The organism is Pseudoprimorskyibacter insulae (genome assembly GCF_900302505.1).
Lineage (GTDB): Bacteria > Pseudomonadota > Alphaproteobacteria > Rhodobacterales > Rhodobacteraceae > Pseudoprimorskyibacter > Pseudoprimorskyibacter insulae.
The window spans coordinates 1-16913 of the sequence record NZ_OMOJ01000010.1; the positions used below are offsets into that span (position 1 = coordinate 1).

The 16913-nt window shown below is 58.2% G+C and carries 17 protein-coding genes and 3 pseudogenes; 4 read left to right on the forward strand and 16 right to left on the reverse strand.

What is annotated here, in order from left to right; genetic code table 11:
* Window positions 1-1040, forward strand: a 1040-nt coding sequence (locus PRI8871_RS16220) for a biotin/lipoyl-containing protein (protein ID WP_146188701.1), incomplete at its 5' end; no start/stop codon positions are given.
* Window positions 1041-1147: 107 nt separating this feature from the next.
* Window positions 1148-1345 carry a hypothetical protein gene (locus PRI8871_RS16225; RefSeq protein WP_108887254.1) on the forward strand — a complete coding sequence of 66 codons (198 nt, stop codon included), beginning with the start codon at window positions 1148-1150 and terminating at the stop codon, window positions 1343-1345.
* 6 nt (window positions 1346-1351) lie between these two features.
* Here the strand turns inward: PRI8871_RS16225 and PRI8871_RS20020 are convergent, their stop codons facing one another.
* The 11 genes and pseudogenes from PRI8871_RS20020 to PRI8871_RS16280 form a co-directional block, all read right to left on the reverse strand.
* Window positions 1352-1804 carry a hypothetical protein gene (locus PRI8871_RS20020; RefSeq protein WP_245897904.1) on the reverse strand — a complete coding sequence of 151 codons (453 nt, stop codon included), beginning with the start codon at window positions 1802-1804 and terminating at the stop codon, window positions 1352-1354.
* A 156-nt stretch (window positions 1805-1960) separates the two neighbouring features.
* A pseudogene (locus PRI8871_RS20240) lies at window positions 1961-2311 on the reverse strand (TniQ family protein); the annotation flags it as partial.
* Window positions 2312-2436: 125 nt separating this feature from the next.
* On the reverse strand, window positions 2437-3165 hold the full coding sequence (locus PRI8871_RS16235) for a TniB family NTP-binding protein (RefSeq protein ID WP_245897906.1): 729 nt from the start codon (window positions 3163-3165) through the stop codon (window positions 2437-2439).
* Window positions 3143-4777 (reverse strand): TnsB C-terminal domain-containing protein, encoded by a 1635-nt coding sequence (locus PRI8871_RS16240; protein WP_108887256.1) that lies wholly within the window; start codon window positions 4775-4777, stop codon window positions 3143-3145. Before PRI8871_RS16240 ends, PRI8871_RS16235 begins: the two co-directional genes overlap by 23 nt.
* Window positions 4778-5512: 735 nt before the next feature.
* The gene (locus PRI8871_RS16250) at window positions 5513-6304 is read right to left on the reverse strand and encodes an AbiJ-NTD4 domain-containing protein (RefSeq protein ID WP_108887258.1); all 792 of its coding nucleotides are present in this window, start codon (window positions 6302-6304) and stop codon (window positions 5513-5515) included.
* Between the two features lie 12 nt (window positions 6305-6316).
* Window positions 6317-7534 (reverse strand): type II toxin-antitoxin system HipA family toxin, encoded by a 1218-nt coding sequence (locus tag PRI8871_RS16255; RefSeq protein ID WP_219929035.1) that lies wholly within the window; start codon window positions 7532-7534, stop codon window positions 6317-6319.
* Entirely contained in the window at window positions 7527-8126 is a 600-nt protein-coding gene (locus PRI8871_RS16260) for a helix-turn-helix domain-containing protein (RefSeq protein ID WP_108887259.1), read from the reverse strand. Before PRI8871_RS16260 ends, PRI8871_RS16255 begins: the two co-directional genes overlap by 8 nt.
* Before the next feature lie 243 nt (window positions 8127-8369).
* On the reverse strand, window positions 8370-9845 hold the full coding sequence (locus tag PRI8871_RS16265) for an argonaute/piwi family protein (RefSeq protein WP_108887260.1): 1476 nt from the start codon (window positions 9843-9845) through the stop codon (window positions 8370-8372).
* A complete protein-coding gene (locus PRI8871_RS16270; protein WP_245897908.1) occupies window positions 9842-11269 on the reverse strand; it encodes a DUF4365 domain-containing protein in 1428 nt (475 codons plus the stop codon). Before PRI8871_RS16270 ends, PRI8871_RS16265 begins: the two co-directional genes overlap by 4 nt.
* 72 nt (window positions 11270-11341) lie before the next feature.
* Window positions 11342-11932: an SMC-Scp complex subunit ScpB gene (scpB, locus tag PRI8871_RS16275; RefSeq protein ID WP_108887261.1), complete on the reverse strand. Its 591-nt coding sequence runs from the start codon at window positions 11930-11932 to the stop codon at window positions 11342-11344.
* A 2-nt stretch (window positions 11933-11934) separates the two neighbouring features.
* A complete protein-coding gene (locus PRI8871_RS16280; RefSeq protein WP_108887262.1) occupies window positions 11935-12819 on the reverse strand; it encodes a DUF1403 family protein in 885 nt (294 codons plus the stop codon).
* 156 nt (window positions 12820-12975) lie between these two features.
* Here PRI8871_RS16280 and PRI8871_RS16285 point away from each other — a divergent pair, with 156 nt between their 5' ends.
* Window positions 12976-14091: a tyrosine-type recombinase/integrase gene (locus PRI8871_RS16285; RefSeq protein ID WP_108887263.1), complete on the forward strand. Its 1116-nt coding sequence runs from the start codon at window positions 12976-12978 to the stop codon at window positions 14089-14091.
* Here the strand turns inward: PRI8871_RS16285 and PRI8871_RS16290 are convergent.
* From PRI8871_RS16290 to PRI8871_RS20200, 3 genes and pseudogenes are all read right to left on the reverse strand, one after another.
* Window positions 14086-14421: a type II toxin-antitoxin system RelE/ParE family toxin gene (locus PRI8871_RS16290; RefSeq protein WP_108887264.1), complete on the reverse strand. Its 336-nt coding sequence runs from the start codon at window positions 14419-14421 to the stop codon at window positions 14086-14088. The genes PRI8871_RS16285 and PRI8871_RS16290 overlap by 6 nt on opposite strands.
* The gene (locus PRI8871_RS16295; protein WP_108887329.1) at window positions 14418-14675 is read right to left on the reverse strand and encodes a type II toxin-antitoxin system ParD family antitoxin; all 258 of its coding nucleotides are present in this window, start codon (window positions 14673-14675) and stop codon (window positions 14418-14420) included. The genes PRI8871_RS16290 and PRI8871_RS16295 overlap by 4 nt, the downstream gene beginning before the upstream one ends.
* A 120-nt stretch (window positions 14676-14795) precedes the next feature.
* Window positions 14796-14909, reverse strand: a pseudogene (locus PRI8871_RS20200) (hypothetical protein); the annotation flags it as partial.
* 217 nt (window positions 14910-15126) lie between these two features.
* On the opposite strand from PRI8871_RS20200, the gene PRI8871_RS20030 reads away from it, so the two are divergent.
* Window positions 15127-15360 (forward strand): DDE-type integrase/transposase/recombinase, encoded by a 234-nt coding sequence (locus PRI8871_RS20030; RefSeq protein ID WP_245897910.1) that lies wholly within the window; start codon window positions 15127-15129, stop codon window positions 15358-15360.
* Between the two features lie 197 nt (window positions 15361-15557).
* On the opposite strand, the pseudogene PRI8871_RS20150 reads toward PRI8871_RS20030, so the two are convergent.
* Window positions 15558-15683: pseudogene (locus tag PRI8871_RS20150) on the reverse strand (LacI family DNA-binding transcriptional regulator); the annotation flags it as partial.
* Window positions 15684-15746: 63 nt separating this feature from the next.
* Window positions 15747-16898: a plasmid replication protein RepC gene (gene repC / locus PRI8871_RS16310; RefSeq protein WP_108887266.1), complete on the reverse strand. Its 1152-nt coding sequence runs from the start codon at window positions 16896-16898 to the stop codon at window positions 15747-15749.
* Window positions 16899-16913 lie beyond the last annotated feature (15 nt).

A 16913-nucleotide genomic window follows, 5' to 3' on the forward strand; every position in this document is an offset into this window, starting at 1 on the left:
TCTCGAACTATTGGGAAGCGGTGCGCGGCCAATATGCTGCGTTCGAGTCGAGCCTTCAGGCCCCCGCGTCCGAGGTGTACCTGCACGAAATGCCCGGCGGCCAGTTCACCAACCTCAAGGCGCAGGCCCGTTCGATGGGCCTTGAAGAACGCTGGCACGAGGTCGCGCAGGCCTATGCTGACGTGAACATGATGTTCGGCGATATCGTCAAGGTGACGCCCTCGTCGAAGGTTGTGGGCGATATGGCCCTGATGATGGTCAGCCAGAACCTGACCCGGTCCGAGGTCGAAGACCCCAAGGTCGATGTCAGCTTCCCGGATTCGGTGATCGACATGATGAAGGGCAACCTAGGCCAACCGCCGGGCGGCTGGCCCAAGGCCATTCAGTCCAAGATCATGAAGGGTGACAAGGCCTTCACCGTGCGCCCCGGATCCTTGGCGGCCCCGGTCGATATCGAAGACACCCGCGCCGAGCTTTCGGAAAAGCTGGATGGTCTGGCCGTCGATGACGAGGATCTGAACGGCTATCTGATGTATCCCAAGGTCTTCCTTGATTACATAGGCCGCCACCGCGACTACGGCCCCGTCCGCACCCTGCCGACGCCAGTCTTCTTCTATGGCATGGAGCCCGGCGACGAGATCAGCGCCGAAATCGACCCCGGCAAAAAGCTGGAGATCCGCCTGCAAGCCGTGGGTGAGACTGACGAAGCGGGCGATGTGAAGGTGTTCTTTGAACTGAACGGCCAGCCGCGCACCGTGCGAGTGCCGAACCGCATGGTCAAATCCGCCACCGCCGCGCGCCCCAAGGCGCAGACCGGTAATGCCGACCACATCGGCGCGCCGATGCCGGGCGTCGTCGCCTCGGTTGCGGTGCAGGTCGGCCAGCAGGTGCACAAAGGCGATCTGCTGCTGACCATCGAAGCGATGAAGATGGAGACCGGCCTGTCCGCCGACCGCGACGCGACCGTCAAATCGATCCACGTCACGCACGGCGCACAGATCGAAGCCAAAGATCTGTTGATTGAATTGGAGGGACCGTGAAATAGCCTAAAAGACATAATCAACCTTGTGCAAATTTGGTAACCCCCAAATTTCGCGGTAGAATTCAACCTCTACAACCCTTCCACGCAAATACAGATTTTTAACCCATGACTGACAAAACCCTTGATGTAGTGACGATTGGCCGGGCTGGCGTTGATTTGTATGGGGCGCAAATTGGCGGTCGGCTGGAGGATATGGGGTCTTTCGAGAAGTACATCGGGGGGTCTCCGACGAACATCGCCTGTCATGGTCACGTTATTCTTGAGACTCTTTCGAAGTGGCCCTTCATTTTCGATATTTGGTAAGGCTATTCATGAGATATCCACATTGGATTGGGATGCGCTTTCGAAGAACTTCACCGCGCAATTGAGCAAATCGGACCGCTCCGCGTTTTCTCCAAGCTGATCAATCGCTCTCCGTGCCGCCTGAAGATATTCCTGTCGTGGTGAATGGGTCATACCTGTGCTGTTCGTCCGTGATTGGTTCTTGGGGGCCCCAACCTCTCGAGACCTCTGACTTGGTAAGCTTTCAGCAAGTCGCGCAAGACGATCCACCAGTTTCCCCTTGTGCGGGAAGGCAATCCGAAGCTTGGTCTCGCCAACCCGGTCGCTCTTCATCGTCAACGCGGTTGCGAGCAAAGGGCGGGTCATTCCGAGATTGATGACGGCGAGGGCTTTGAAGCGATCTATTTGGTTCAGGGAAAAGAGCGCACCGTGACGGAGTTCCGGCGCGAGCACAGCAGCGACTTGCAACGTCAGGTCCATCCGTCGACCCGAGTGGACATTCCCATGTCGGTAGACAGTCCTTAGACGCACTGCCCCTTCTTGTGCACGGTGGCGAAGCCGGCTGGGCAGTTGCGCAAGCCCCTCGCGATTACCATGCAAAGGCACCAACTCAGACCCGCAGACTTTGCATCGCAACGACCATGCGAAGCGCCAATGGCGCAGCGATATCCCAGGCTGTTTGCCTGTGCATGTCGGGCAGTTCTGAAAATCCGACCACGAAATGCACTCGATCGGGAAATTAGCCCGTCTCTGGATCAACATGCTGTCGAGCTCCTCGAGCGGGAGACGTATCGTTGCACAGAACCCGCCGATGTCTACGCCAGCCAAATCTGATTGCGTTTCCGGCGGACGTTCTTGTGCAAGGCCCAGATATCGGCGGAGCTCTGGGACCGAACAATAGTTGGCCTCTGCCAGGCGAGCGATCCAGCTGGACAGCAGTTCGTCCCGAAAAGGTGCCGGACGCCTTGGCAGAGGATTGCGGGTCACTAAAATGCCGGTTGTGGTTGGTTCCGAACGGTCCAGCTGTGCTTGGCCCAGATTGGCTGCCAGGATTGGACGGCTTCGTCAGTGATCCTCTCTTCGCCGGTTTCAATGGCATCGATGGCTAGTGCCTAGATCATCGTGAACACGCGCGATGTGACGCCGCCGGTAATACCGAGAATGGTACGTAGAGACTGAACACACAGACCAGATCCGCGCTCCAATTGCATGGCGGCGATCAGTGTCTGGACCAGACGGGAAAACTCAACATCGTCATCCCAGAGTGGCAGAAAATGTTCGTCCAGCCGGCGCGCAAGTTGCTCGTCACCGCGAACCGCCTCAGCAGCTTCATTGACACCAAAGACGACAAGCGATGCGCACAGATCATTGGAAAGGAAGCGCAGCATGTTCAAGAACCGGCGTTGCTCCCGATAGCTTCCGGCAAGGAGATTATGGACCTCGTCGATCATGATCATCTTCAAGTCCATTCCGCGCAAATGGCTGAGAGCCCGCACCTCCAGTTCGGAGATTGTGTGACGGCCCCACATCGGTGCGCCGATCGACGCCAGGATGTGTTGATAGAACCGCCGTTCGTCCGGTGCGGGTGGCGCTTGCAACAGAAGGATCGGCGTTCGCGTCACCCCAAGGTCTGAGCGATAGTTGCTCGGGTAGAGGCTTTCCATCCGCTTGGCGATCATGGTCTTGCCGATGCCAGAGCTGCCATAAACCATGAGGCCCGGCATTCTGGACTGCCGAGGCATTTCCATCAGGGATATCAATCTGTTGAGAACAATGGTTGCGCGATCAAAGGCGATCCAACGATCACTGCGAATGAGATCAAGTCTTTCGTCGAGGTCCATCAAAATCATCTATCGGGTAAGTTGGGAGATTGGGGTTACTGGTATCAATAGCAAACATCTCGCGGGACGGATCACGCTTCGGTTTGTCGTTTGGCAGGCGCGCTTTTCGTTCTTCGTCCAGGCGCGTCGCAAGCGTTCGTTGCCGCGCCGCATTGGCGATACGACGTTGTTCGTCGATAATCCCGAAAAGAATTGCCTCCGATATCCTGCCGCCGTGACGCTCATGGAAAATTGCACTGGCGCGCCTCGACTCCCAAAGGGAAACTTTGGGGCGAGAAAGATCCTTGTAGCGCGCGGCAATTGTTCGACCATCGTCGGTGACTACCCATATCCGGGACATATCTCGCGGGTCGTACTTGACCGTAACCTTCCCCGCCCCGCGACCGATCATGGGCGCGAAGGCGTCGCTCCAATAACCGATGGAAAACAGGTTGATCCCGGTCCTGCCAAGTTGGCGGCGTTCGGAAGGAAGGAAACTGATCCGGAAGGCATCTGTATCCACGACCTGCCGGCCGGCATCGTCGCCCCCAAGATCGGCCCAGGCGGCCAGCGGGGTCCGCTTCAATCCGCTGTGGCGTGTATTATGATACCGACAAATCTCCAGCTGCAGCCAGTCCTCGAACTCGTCCAACGTCATTGAGGCCCTGGCAGCGCTGTCATACTCACCCTTGTCTTTTGGCGAGGATTGCGTCGTTCCGGGTAGTACATGCACGGCACCCATCGTCGTGCCGATCAACCGCTCGATATGTCCGCCAAAATGAACCCGGCCCGGCGGCCGGTATTTGATCGCGATCCCCCACTCCGCGCAGGCCGATCGGAAGGCGTCACTGCGAAAATCCCGCCCGTTATCGACATGGATGGCCTGTGGAATACCGGCTGTCGGCCAATAGAGTTGCTCAAGCGAACTCGGTGTCCGGATGGACTTCGGCTGCACACAGTGGTCAAGGCAAAGGCAAATGGACAAGACGGACGGCGCGTCGAAAGTGACATAGGCACCCAGGACCACACGGGTCGCGACGTCGATCGCGAGTGTCAGCCAAGGCCGTGCCAGAGGATTGCGCTCAACCTGATCAACTAGAATAATATCCGCCAACGTGTGATCGATCTGGACGACTTCCAGTGGCCGTTCCACCTCCAACCTCCCTGCCCTCGCTTCGAAAACTTGTTTTGCGGCCTTCGCCCCTTTCCGCTTCCGCAACACCTCGCGCTGATCCATGGCATCAAGGCGAGCCTTGATCGTTTGCCGTGCTGGCGGTTGAAAACCTCTGGCAACGCACTCGGCACGGATCTCGCCCACAATCCTGCGAAAGCTCGGGCGTTCAGGAACCAGATATCGTTCACGTAAGACCCGGGCGATCATGCTTTCAACTTGCGCTGGTAGACGGAGGGAGCCAGGCTTGGGGCCGCTGCGTTTGGGAAGGAGCGAACTTGCCCGGCCATCGTTCTCGCGCAACTTGCTCAAAATACGCCAAGCTGTACTCCGTGAAATGTCCAACTGAGCCGCCGCCGCATCCACCGCCCGCCCGATACTTTGGCCTTGAGCAAGCGGTGACAACAGTGGTCTTAGCACCTCTGCCCTTTCCAGCGCTTTACCACCTGCTTCTTCGGTCAAAATCTAAAGTTATCCACAATGAAAACCGTCTCACGGTTAAAGTTACCATCTCATTAATGACCTTACCATCTCAAAGTTAACCTTACCAAACCACCGCTGAAATCAAACAAGAAAATCAATCGTGAGTCTCACGAATAACGTGACCATGACAGAAGATCCCGCGCACATGATCTGTTAGGGCGAGTGTATGAGACCCTGGCTGCTCGAGGACTGGCGCCGAACCAATCCAAGACGACGATTGTTTCTCCGGGAGCACGGAAAGTCGTGCTCGGCCTTTTGGTGGACGGAGACACGCCGAAGCTGACACGCGATTTCCGCTCGCGGCTTCGAAAGCACCTGTATCACATAAGCGCTCCCGATCAGGGGCCGGTCCAACATGCAGCGCGGCGCGGATTCGCCTCCGTTGAAGGCCTCCGCCAACATCTGTTGGGCCTTATCGCGTTCGCCGGTCAGATCGACCCGGTCTATGCGGCGAAATGTCGGGCGATTTTAGAATCGTCAGATTGGTCGCAGACAAGGAGGTGAGTTTAGTCTGTTCGATGGGCATCTTCTACCTACGGATCTTCATCAATTTGGAGAAGCTTCTGAGCTCAAATCACCGCCGGAGAACCTAGAAGGTCTTTTCAGCCTGAGATCGCACTGATTTTGAACCGGTCCTGTGAATTAAGTGTCGGCCTTCTACGTTGCTCCAGTATCTCTGAAATCCCAGTCACTTCATCAGACTGTTCGGGCCGACTATATCACCGCGCGTTTGGCCAAATAGGTGCAGACCGCGCAGGCTACACTGACAACCAGCTCGGCCTCTGGCGTATCAACCTGCTGTCCTTCCAACCCGTGACGAGCATTATTGGACGCATAGCCCCACAGTTTCTCGGTTGCGGTATCAAGAGGTTTTGGAAGGTCCAATCGCTTTACAAGCTGGCCGAATGTTGCTTTGGAATCGCCGGCCAGATCCCGCGCGGTCGCTTCCATCGCAGCGCAGGCATGCTGGATTGCCCCGGTCTCATCCGGCTCCGGCCGCCGAGAAATATCGCGCAGCGCTTCGTGGATCTCGCGTGCGGCGGCACTGCGCCCGGTTTGTTCGAGGATTTCGACGGCCTCTTGTGTCGCGCCGGTAAATGCTTCGGAGCCGCGATAGACTATCTGGCCGTCGTTCATATGCCAGCCGATGCCATTTTCGACAAAAAACTGATTCAGCCGGTCATCGAACCTGCTTGCATTGTCGTTGAACCCTTGCGCGAGTGCCGTATGGAACGCTTCAGCAATGTCATAGACCTTGTACCAAGGACAGTCGGCAACAAGCCCGACGACCTCTTCCCAGATGTTGGGGTGCTCCGACCAGTTGTTCCGGTCAGGCGGGACGAGCAACACCTGACAGATGATCCGGCGCATGACGGACGGGCTCATGCCGATGTCCTGCCCAATCAGCGGGATCGCATAGCGCAGGTTTTCGGGCGCGTCCTCGTGAACGGTTATCTCCGCGGCTGCGCTGCGGTAGCCGTGCCGGTTCGAAAAACTCTCTGCCATTCTGTCAATCCCCTACGCTATCGGCACTGTGTGCAAATGGGCTTCAATCGCCTTGATCGCATCCGCGGTCAGCGGCAGGTTTCCCTTTTCGGCCTGCCAGTGCTCATGGAAGCGCGCGACAGTCTCGCGTGCGGTTCCCAGAACCAGCTTCTCGGATAGACCGGCGTTTGCAGCCAGGTGCGACAGCTCGTCCTGCGAGAACCCGGAGAACTTCTTGGTGCGGCTAAAGGTGAGCGCCGCCTTGTCGTCGTCTATGTAGGCAATAGTCGAGACAAAATCGTAGCACGGCGCGAGCGCCGCCTGCCTTCGATCCGGATAGATCAGCGACCAGTTCTTGAGGTGCATGTCGGCATTGCCGATCAGCACATTGAAAGTCAGCCGCCGGATAAACTCTGCGATGTCGGCCTCTCCGCATTCAGCGGCCAGTACCTGTGCGATGTTGCGCTGGCTTGCCTTCTCGTACTTGTCCTTGGGATAAACGCGAAAGACCTGCGCGAAGTCTTCAATGTGGACGGCACTGCCATCACTCAGACGGTCAAATCTTTCGACAGCCAGCGCCTGACCGCTGACCTTGTCCATGCCTTCTGGCAGATTGCCGATCTCGGCAACATCGATCAACCTGATAGGCGGAACGTCCATGCCGCAGAGACGCGCGAGCGTCATCATCGAGAATTCATTCTCGGGGACAGCATCGAAGCCTTGCGCTGGTAACTTGACGATCCAGGACCCGCCGACCCCCTTGGCCGGAATCGCAAGACCGCCTTGTTTGTCTCCCAAAGCCGAGAACTTCAACTGAACGCCTGCCAGCGAGAACCTCAGCGCCTGATCTCGATGATCATCGTGATGATCTTCACCATCATCAGCGTCGGGGGGCCACGCCTCACCATCGGCGGGCCGAACAGTGATCGCACCGGGAAGGTCCTCGCCGAGAACCCAGAGCAGAAAAAATTCACGGACGGGCTTCACGCCCGCGCGCTCGGCGAGATAGTCCCGCATGTGACCTTCGGGCAGAAGATTTGAGAAGAAGGGCAGCAGGTGCATGTTCTGCGTACCGAAATCAGTGGTTAGTTCCCCAAGCTCATTCTTGAAGCCGAGGCTCAGAACCGGCCTGCCCGTATCGGCGGCATAGCCTTCAGAGAAAGCAAAGAGCGAGGTATCACCGCTGACCCGCGTCAGCGTACCTATCGGCTCTCCGTAGAGCAGGACTTCAAGGACACTGACATCAGCCACGATCGTCACCGTCCAGACGATAGGCCGGACGCGGCAAGGATGGTGCAGATATACCCGCGCCATGGGCGAGTGCGTTGCGCAACATGCGCAACTGGCTCTGCGCCTGCTCGACCGCTTCCAAGTTGCGCGGATCGCTCAGAAACTCCTGCATGGCAGCAGACGCTTCTTGCAACTGAACAAGGTCATCGGCTGAAAGCTTGAAGTGCATCAATTCGCGCGCCCGGCGCTGCAATTCCTGAACGACAATCTCAGAGAGCGTTTCACTGGGAAGCGCTGCTATCTGGTCATCAAGGCGCTGCAATAGGTTCGTCGCCTTACGCGCGCTCTGAACGTCAAGGTGACCATCGTCATCACCGCGAATGATCGCCCGAACGGCAGGCAGCTTCTTGCGCGGGACTAGAGTCAATTCCAGATCAAGTACACGTGCAAGCTCGACCAGACTGGACAGACGCAGATCGACCGCCCCGTTCTCGATCTTGGAGATGTGGCTCTGTGGAACCCCAGCCTTCGCACTGAGCGCGCGCTGAGAGAGCCCCTTGCGTTCCCGCGCGACTTTGAGCGACTCTGCTATGTGCTCTGTTGCGTAACCCATGATCTATCTTGCTGCTTCGTTTTTCACCCATGATGTGCAAAAACATATCACTCACTGAAGCAGACTTCAAGATTGATGTAGATTTCTACATCAAGAGATGCGCATGATATCCTTTTATGCATCAAACGCCAGAGAAGTCACTTGCCGAAAAAGATCCGCTGGAAACTCGGGAGCTTCGAGGATCGACAATCAGATGCTCTTAACAGCAGCCATGGAGCCGACGGCGTGCTCCGTGTGCAGCTTCTAAATGTACTTCCGATAGTCACTGCTGACCCTTTGCCCCAAGGGAACGTATTTCAACACGTCACCAACCTTACGGGCTGCTCGGATCGGAATCGGCAAGCGTTGGTTCATCTGGGTCGAGTTCCAGTTCACCTTCGTGAGGCTGAAAACTTCCTTCGCAATCTGTTCGATCGTGCTCTCGCTTTGCGGGTGCGGACAGAGCAACAGGGGGTTCGGGACATAGAGGCCAGGATAGGTCCCATAGTAGGGAATGCTGCCGTTGGTATAGAGCAGCCCATTGCCGTCCAGTTCAACGAAGGTGCCGCGGAGGACAGGGAAGTCACCGTCGCGCAGCACCTTGACTGAATAGCTCTCATGAATCCAAACGAGATCGCGCAGTTCCACACCTGCCTCGTCGAGCGCCTTGCCAACACCCTCGGCCTCGTCCTCGCGAAAGCGCGACGTCTTCATGACGATCACGCGTGCCGGCATCGTTCTATGGACCGACTTGTAGGCAGCCAAGGCGCTCTCGGTGAGCTTGTGAGCCTCATCGATAGTGAGGAACGGGTGGCGACCCCGCGACTCTAACTGCGCAGGACCGCCTCTAAGAATGAACCCTCTGCCCCGCTCGTCGAACATTTGCGCAGCACTGGTCCATATCTCGTCGGTGTCGGCATCCTTGAAGAAGCTGATGCCAATGTAACAAGCGGTGAACTCGCCTTCTTCCGGCAATCTGCGCCAGGGCACCTTGCCGCTGCCCTTGTAGTAGAGCGTTGTCATAAGGTTCCATGCGAGATCAGCTCGATCTTGGGTTTGGCGGTCAGAGTTCTCCTTGATCTTGCGAGGGATCTTGGCATCGGGGTTGATGACATCCTCCCAGACAATCTCAATTGAGAATCTGAGATTCATCGCTCTGGCCTTGAGCAAGCCGCGGAAGTTCGGAGAGGTTTCCTTACCAGCTTTCGCCTCGGCTGCTTCGTACTCTACGACCTCGTCATCGCGCGCCTGCTCGTTCCTCCAGACTCGTTCGATCAGCTTGACAGGGAGCGAAACCATGACCACGTCCGGCCGTTCATGATGCGCCTCCAGCTTTTCCAATTGCTCCATAACTGCATCGACCGCCATCTCCACAGCACGCGCATCGCTCGGTTCCTTGGCAATCTTCTCGATCTGACCTTTCGTCAGCAGACCGACGTCGGCAGCCACCATTTCGAACCGGCACCGATAGGGGTTCTGATTTCTCAACCCGGGAAAGTCCGGGTGCAGGTTCGGGTGCTTTTCGGTCTTCCCCTCGAACCCATCTTCGATCGCATCCAGAAATTCGCCTGATTTTTCGACGGTAAGAGCGCTGCCAACAACGCCGACTTTGATGGTGTCCCCCAGGTTTGTTTGCAGTGGGCCCGCCTGTAGCAACCCTAATCGCGGATCAGGATGATGGTGTTGGTCACCAAATTCCAGTTCAGGCTCAGGGAAGATTTTTGTCTTGAAGTCGCTCATAGGTCTAAGCTGCCTTGTTCATTCGAGCCGGACGGCTTCCTCGACTTCTGCGCCTTCGCGCCCCACACGTCCTCGGGCACACTCTTTGGCAGTTCAACGGAAGGCGGAAGACCAAACTTGATGATGCGATCCGTCTTGGTGTCGGGCGTCAGCAGTTCGCCGGCATCTTCAAAATCCATACCCGATAGCAATCGATGCCACATGATCACCTGGCCTCGAACTGTGCTGTTCGTGTCGAGGCGTTTCTTCCCGGACAACAAGGCATCTGGATAGTTGAGCGCGCGTTCTCCATCTGAAGTGAAGTAGTAGGATGGGTTGACGATCAGGTACCATTTATCCGCCAAGCGCTCGAACCGAGGGTGGAATGAATGGTGCCGTACATAGTCGACGGGCCCCTCCCCCTTTGACTTCTGATAGACGCTGACAACGTCGGCCTGCGTCTTCTGCTTCGCTCCAAGATAGCGGAACTTGCGCGCGACGCCTCCAGGTGATGGCAAGAAGTAGAACTGCTTTTTCTTTCGGTCCCACCCAAGCAAGTCCCGAAAGTCATGCGCCAGAGTATGTCGCAACAGGCCCGCAAATTTGTGCTGCTGATCTACGGCGTCGTGTTGCGCCAGAAAATCGGTTTCGATCCGTTCGACCTGATCCCGTTCGACCAAGTCGCGAACGGTTGTGGTTAATGGGTCGCAGAATGTCCAAAGCGAGGTTTCATCGATCATCCAATCGTACCGCTGGCCCTCCCGGACCTTATTCATCCGGGCGAGCGCCTTCTGGGTGGAGAGCTGAGTCTGTGCGACGAAGATTTCCTCAGGAAGCTGCAATGGCACCATGTTGATGATCGCTTCCTCCCCTCCCCCAAGTGGCGGGACGTAGTAGCCGTGTCCTTGCTTGGCGACGGTCAGGGCAGCAAGGCGATCCTTCGCACGTCCGTCCAAGACGTCGCGCTCTTTGTCGATCTGCAATGTGCGTTCGGCCTCGCCAACGAGGTTTTCGAGTGACTTCCAGAAGAACGTGTCATCCGATTGCCTGTAGAGAACGAGAATTACGGGTAGGTTGGAGCCGCGCCAGTACTCAAAGTCCGAAGCGCGGACACGATAGGTGAACCCGGCATCCGTCTCTCCAGCATAGCTGCCGCTCTCGGTAGCCTTAACCTGCACAGCAATCATCTTCGCCGTCGGTTGATCATTGTCCATCACCTCAGCGATGCCGTCTATCCCTGCTTCCAGCCGTGAACGCCCATCGAATTGGAACCCAATTCGCAAGAATTGAAGATTAGCCGCCTTCTCCCCGATTTCGCCAATGCGCTGACTGGCAGTAATCTTCTTGTTCACGCCAATAACCCGTACCGACCAGATTTCAACACGACTGACGTTGTCCTCACGATGGAATTCGTTGCTGCCGACGATGATGCCCCGAGGTAGCATCCGCGAGAGCAAAGTCGGGATGAATTCTATGCCGAGGATTCCAGTTCGTCAGCCGACGCCGACTTGAAGCAGCTACTCCACAACCCCCGCATCCTCCAACTGCTCCCGATCGGGAAGATCGCGCAGACTCTCCAACCCAAAAGCGACCAGGAACTGCTCGGTGGTGACGAAGGTATAGGGGGCCCCTCGCCTGGGCGACTTTGGCCCGGTCCCGATCAGGTCCCGCGCATGCAGTCGGCCGATCAGGTCGCGGCTGATCTCCTTGCCAAAGATGTCCTTCAGCCCGTCGCGGGTGATCGGCTGGTGATAGGCGATGGCGGCCAGCACCGCGACGTCGAACTCGCTCAGATCGAGCAGTTGGTCCCCGACATCCGCCGCAGCGCGGATCGCGGGCGCATAGGCCGCCCGCGTCCGAAACATCCAGCCGCCGGCGACCTGGGCAATCTCGAAGGCCCGCCCTTCCAGATCGGCGGCAAGGTCCTCGACCAGCAGGTCGACCGAAGCCCTCTGCCCCACCACGCGTGCTAGGTCTTGGCGCGGGACACGCGAGGCGGAGGCAAAGAGCACAGCCTCGATCCGGCGCATCCATTCCCGCCAGCGCAGCTCGGGCGGCAGGTCGGCCAATTCGAGGTCCAGGTCAGGTTCCGAGCGATCCTTCGCCATGCTCACACCCCGTAGAGCCGGAAGGTGTCGCGCCCGGTCAGCTCGCGCACAGCGCCGAGGTCGACCAACCGATCGCAGAGCCGCCGCGCGGCGCGATCCGGCAAGGGCAGCGCCGAAGGGGCAACCGCATCGCTGGTCAGGAACAACTCGACCGCCTGCCCTGCCCCCTTGGCCCGGAGTTTCGGCGCGACGGATTTCAGATGCGTCGTTCGGCGCGCGAGGTCAGCGGCAAGGCGCACGGCCTCGACTGCCGATGAGACGAGCGCCCGATGACTGGCGAGACGCAGGTCTACGCCATGCTTGCGCAGGTCGGCGCGTTTCAGGGCTGGGGCCAGCAGCGGCACGAGATGATCCCAGCCGAGGGCTTGAGCGAGGGCCGCATCCGCGAGGATCAGTCCTACTACATCTGCGCGCGGCACCTCGTGCAGTACCGCCTCCAACACCATCGCGGCCCGGGTTACCGGCGCCCCTTTCCCCACATCAAGCCACGCGGCAATTTGGCGGAGGTCGAAGCTGGGCAAGGCTCGACCCAGAGCCTTGATCGATACCGGCCGTTCCACAGCGCGCCGCCAGGCGAGGCTAGTTTCGCCCGCCGGTCCGGGCAGATCGCCGGGTCGCAGCAGGTGCACCGCGTCGCGCAGGTCCCCTGCCCGCTCCGGCCGCCCAGAGAACGCGATACAAGCCTCGGCCGCGCGCAGCGCGAGCCGGTCCAGCAACAAGGCGTGGGGCACTTCCTCGCGTCCCAACACAAGATGCAGGTGGTTCAGCGCGGCGCCCGACAAAAACGCAACATTTTCAAGGGTTTCAGCGCGTGCAGAGGTGACCCAGACGGGCATCCGGGGTAAGGTGTCGAGGTCGCTGGTGTGATCCGGGTGGGCAAATGTCATGCCCAAAGACTACACTTGCGCGGCGCTTTCTGCCAGAAAATAACATATAAACCGCCCTACTCTGCGGCGCTCCGCTATGTCCAATAAGTTTGCATTATCGGACATGCAGAGATATGCTCGGAAGCAGTTGAATTTCATTGCCGGATTCAGTGGAAAATGGTCTCAGAGACCGAGAAATCGACGTCAGCGCACTCTGGTGAGGTGGATGATGCTCGCGTCTACGAGAGAGATCAAGAGGAAGGCGATGGCATTGCTTTGCCGTCTCATGTCGCTGGCTCCGGCACGCTTAATCGACTGGTCGACACCGCCCGAGACTACGCACGTGCAGCGGCTTCAGAGAACACACTGAAAGCATACGCGAATGACTGGGCGCATTTTGCGCGCTGGTGCCGGATGAAGGGCACCGAGCCCCTGCCCCCGTCGCCCGAAATGATCGGGCTCTATCTGGCAGACTTGGCGTCCGGATCGGGCCCCTCCCCTTCGCAGTCGGCGTCCCGACCCCTTTCGGTCTCGACAATCGACCGGCGCCTTTCGGGTCTTGCCTGGAACTACGCACAGCGGGGCTTTTCCCTCGATCGCAAGAACCGCCACATCGCCACGGTGCTGGCCGGGATCAAGCGCAAGCATGCGCGTCCACCGGTGCAGAAGGAAGCCATCCTGGCCGAGGACATCCTCGCGATGGTGTCCACCCTATCCTACGACCTACGCGGGTTGAGGGATCGCGCAATCCTGCTGCTTGGCTATGCCGGTGGTTTGCGCCGTTCGGAAATCGTCAGCCTGGACGTCCACAAGGACGACACGCCAGATTCCGGCGGCTGGATCGAGATATTCGAGAAAGGCGCGCTGTTGACCCTTAATGCCAAGACCGGCTGGCGCGAGGTCGAGATCGGCCGCGGCTCCAAGGAGCAGACCTGCCCCGTGCGCGCGTTGGAACAATGGCTGCACTTCGCGAAGATCGACTTCGGTCCAGTCTTCGTCGGCACGTCGCGGGACGGCAAACGCGCCACGGAAACACGGCTGAACGACAAGCATGTCGCCCGGCTGATCAAGCGCACGGTCCTCGACGCTAGCATTAGATCCGACCTGCCCGAGAAAGAGCGCCTGGCGCTGTTCTCCGGCCACAGTTTGCGCGCAGGTCTCGCCAGCTCGGCGGAAGTCGACGAACGCTACGTCCAGAAGCAGCTGGGGCACGCCTCGGCCGAGATGACCCGCCGCTACCAGCGCCGCCGCGACCGATTCCGGGTGAACCTGACCAAGGCCGCAGGGTTATAATTCTTTACTTTTCAGGGCTGCCAACGCCGCGACATGGCGCGGAAAATCACTGCGAGAATGCATGATATCTACGATGATGACCTCGTCGGACCGGTCCATGAAAACCAGGAAATGCTCCCCTGCCCTGACGAACCGCAGATCGGCCGCATCATCGACCAAAACCGCACAGCTTCGGCTATGCGCCTGACCGTTCAGGATTGTCTGACAACGGGTGAGCACCTCATTCTCATAGAGTTCAGCCTGTTTGAGCCCGAATTGTTCGATCGTCCATTTGGCAATCTCGACCAAGCTAGCCTCAGCGCGGCGCGTCAGCCGAAGGGATCGGCTCATGAAGTTGCGCGCGCTTGTCGAAAGGCCCGGCGGATTGCGTCCACTCCGTTGCCTTCAGCGAACTCACCCGCCTTTGCCTGCGTCAATCCCTCGAACAAGCCCTGTCGGATACCGGCGATCTGAGCTTCTTCCTGTTCCAGCAGACGGAGCCCCGCCCGCATCGCCTCGCTGACGTTCTGGTAACGTCCGGACGCCACCAAAGCCTGCACCAGCTGGTCCTGAGTTTCTGTCAGAACGACATTGCGCGTAACCATCGATCGGCACTCCTTTGATGGCAATATATGCCAATACCCCCATTTGATCAACAACTCATGCCGCCTGCCATCAAAGCTGCGCTCGAGTTGCAGTTCCCCTGCTTCGGCCTTTTCGAACATGCCGCGCAGGTATCCACTCGGCGAGCAAACTTCCCCTGCGCTATGCTTCTCGAACACAAGCGCCAGCGCCACTGTCGCCACTTGTTTGCCCAATCGGTCTGGGCAACGTTCCACGTATACTCCTGCAAGGGTTTCAAAGCACCATCGTCCTCGTCGTAGGGCACGTTGACGTCTGTCCGTGGCTCATCGCATGGGTCTGTAGCATTCACTAGCCTTCCGCCGCAGGCTCAGTGTGTTCATGATAATGGAGGAGCCGATGGCACAGCTCCAGAACCCGTTCAAGCGGCATCGGTTTCCGGGTGAGATCAATGCCCAGCTCTGACCGGAAGATGTGATCCGGCACGTGGATCGGAAGTCCCTGAACAACCGGATAGAAAGCGATCACGCCGCGTTGAAGCAGCGGCTGCGACCAATGCGGTCCTTCCGAACTTTGGCCGGCGCCAAAGCGGCCCTCGCAGGGATCGAGACTTTCCGCACAGTCAGAAACGGCCAGTTCGAGAACTGCAAAGTCTGCGTGGCCAATGAAATCATCTTCGTCGCCAATCTCTTCCCCGAAGCCGCATGATGGAAACTAGGCACGCCCCTATTGTGCGGTTCCCAGGTTAATGCAGCAGACCCGCTTGAATCGAGCGCTGCCGAAATCCGTTTGAACGCTCGGGCAAGCCGGTCAAAAAACGATGTCTCGGGCCGAACCAAAACCACCTCAAGCCGCATGATCCCGCGATGTCGTTCCGGCATCCTCCCTGGCCAGTCCAAAGCCCGCGCGGCCACGATGACTTTCTCAACCGTTTCTGCACGCACACCGCCTCGCCCATTCAGGACACGTTCAACAGTTGCAGTGCCTACTTGGGCTTTGGCGGCGATATCGGTGTATGTTGGTTTGGGCATGAGACTACGGGATTGAGTTAAGTTCACAGCTGTGAACCACCGTCGAATTCACAGCTGTGAACTTTAGGCAGCTCGTCGAACCAAGGCCATGACCATGGGTTCCAGCGAAAATTGATGCGCTTTTGCCTTCTCTGTCAAATGCCGCAAATATCCGCCCGGCGATTGAATTGTGCTGATCCGTTCCAGAATCGACATCAAAACCACAGATGCAGCCTCAATACCCATGGTGCGTTTGGCCATTTCCCAAGCATCTTCTCCTACGCCCATCATTGGTCGCAAAGTGTTGGCTAGGTGTACAAACTCATGCCAGTGACGGATTGGGGTTTCGGCGTAACTTTGGCAGTCTTGGCAAGCGGACAGGACCAAAGACAATGAGACCTTCGGCGGGGTAGGGAAGGCGATTGCCGGTTCGATTGCTGTTTTTCGTTCTTCAGATTCAATTAAATCTTTTTTTAGAGTCTTATGGTGCTGCTCATTTTGCGCAGGCTTGATGCTCATTTCTTCTGAATTTTCGGTCAAGGCATCGCGCGCTTGGGTCAGGGCGTCTGTCAGGCGGGTTTGCCATTCCGTCAGGTCTTCGAGGTTTGGCTTGCGGCGCAGGGCGCGGGCTGAGAGTTGGGCAAGGTCGTCAACCGCATCCCACAGGCCGAGATCGGGCGCTTGGATGCGGCCCAATTCGGCCAAGCCCATCAGATCGCGGCGCATCAGGCTGACCGTTTCACGCAGCCGTTGCAGGCGCTGTTCCTCGGCGCGGACCGCCTCGGCGGCATCGCAGAATTCGGCGTAGCGGGTGACCAGCGGGCGCAGGTCAAACCCGAAGGCTACCTTTTCGGTGCCATACCGGCGGGCGTAGCGTTTGCCGTTGGGGCTATCGCGGCGGATCAGGATACCGGCGTCGATTAGTTTGGCCAGATGCCGCCGCATGGTCGAGCAGGGCATGCCATTCAGTCGGGCGCATAGGGTCTTGTTTGAGGGATAGACAATCAGCCCGTCCAAATCGCCCAGCGTGTCCGAACGGTGAAAGCTGATGAGTGCCTGAAGCACCGTGATGTCGCGGTCCGATAGCCCATAGGCTTTGCGGGCGGTGGCAAGCAGTTTCAGCGCTTCCCATTTGTTGACGTCACAGGGAAGCGATTGCGCAGGCGCATGGGTTTGCTGCGACAACATCGCAGCAGTGACCGGCCGCCGGAACGGCGAAATAGGGGTGTAAGTCATGGTCGATCATCGACG

What these genes read in the sequence shown, in the direction of transcription:
- PRI8871_RS16250 (WP_108887258.1), bottom strand. Translation starts at nt 6,304, where the DNA reads ATGGCAGAGAGTTTTTCGAACCGGCACGGCTACCGCAGCGCAGCCGCG.
- PRI8871_RS16270 (WP_245897908.1), bottom strand. Translation starts at nt 11,269, where the DNA reads ATGCTACCTCGGGGCATCATCGTCGGCAGCAACGAATTCCATCGTGAG.
- scpB (WP_108887261.1), bottom strand. Translation starts at nt 11,932, where the DNA reads ATGGCGAAGGATCGCTCGGAACCTGACCTGGACCTCGAATTGGCCGAC.
- PRI8871_RS16280 (WP_108887262.1), bottom strand. Translation starts at nt 12,819, where the DNA reads ATGACATTTGCCCACCCGGATCACACCAGCGACCTCGACACCTTACCC.
- PRI8871_RS16225 (WP_108887254.1), top strand. Translation starts at nt 1,148, where the DNA reads ATGACTGACAAAACCCTTGATGTAGTGACGATTGGCCGGGCTGGCGTT.
- PRI8871_RS16265 (WP_108887260.1), bottom strand. Translation starts at nt 9,845, where the DNA reads ATGAGCGACTTCAAGACAAAAATCTTCCCTGAGCCTGAACTGGAATTT.
- PRI8871_RS16235 (WP_245897906.1), bottom strand. Translation starts at nt 3,165, where the DNA reads ATGGACCTCGACGAAAGACTTGATCTCATTCGCAGTGATCGTTGGATC.
- PRI8871_RS16290 (WP_108887264.1), bottom strand. Translation starts at nt 14,421, where the DNA reads ATGAGCCGATCCCTTCGGCTGACGCGCCGCGCTGAGGCTAGCTTGGTC.
- PRI8871_RS20020 (WP_245897904.1), bottom strand. Translation starts at nt 1,804, where the DNA reads ATGGACCTGACGTTGCAAGTCGCTGCTGTGCTCGCGCCGGAACTCCGT.
- PRI8871_RS16295 (WP_108887329.1), bottom strand. Translation starts at nt 14,675, where the DNA reads ATGGTTACGCGCAATGTCGTTCTGACAGAAACTCAGGACCAGCTGGTG.
- PRI8871_RS16260 (WP_108887259.1), bottom strand. Translation starts at nt 8,126, where the DNA reads ATGGGTTACGCAACAGAGCACATAGCAGAGTCGCTCAAAGTCGCGCGG.
- repC (WP_108887266.1), bottom strand. Translation starts at nt 16,898, where the DNA reads ATGACTTACACCCCTATTTCGCCGTTCCGGCGGCCGGTCACTGCTGCG.
- PRI8871_RS16285 (WP_108887263.1), top strand. Translation starts at nt 12,976, where the DNA reads ATGGTCTCAGAGACCGAGAAATCGACGTCAGCGCACTCTGGTGAGGTG.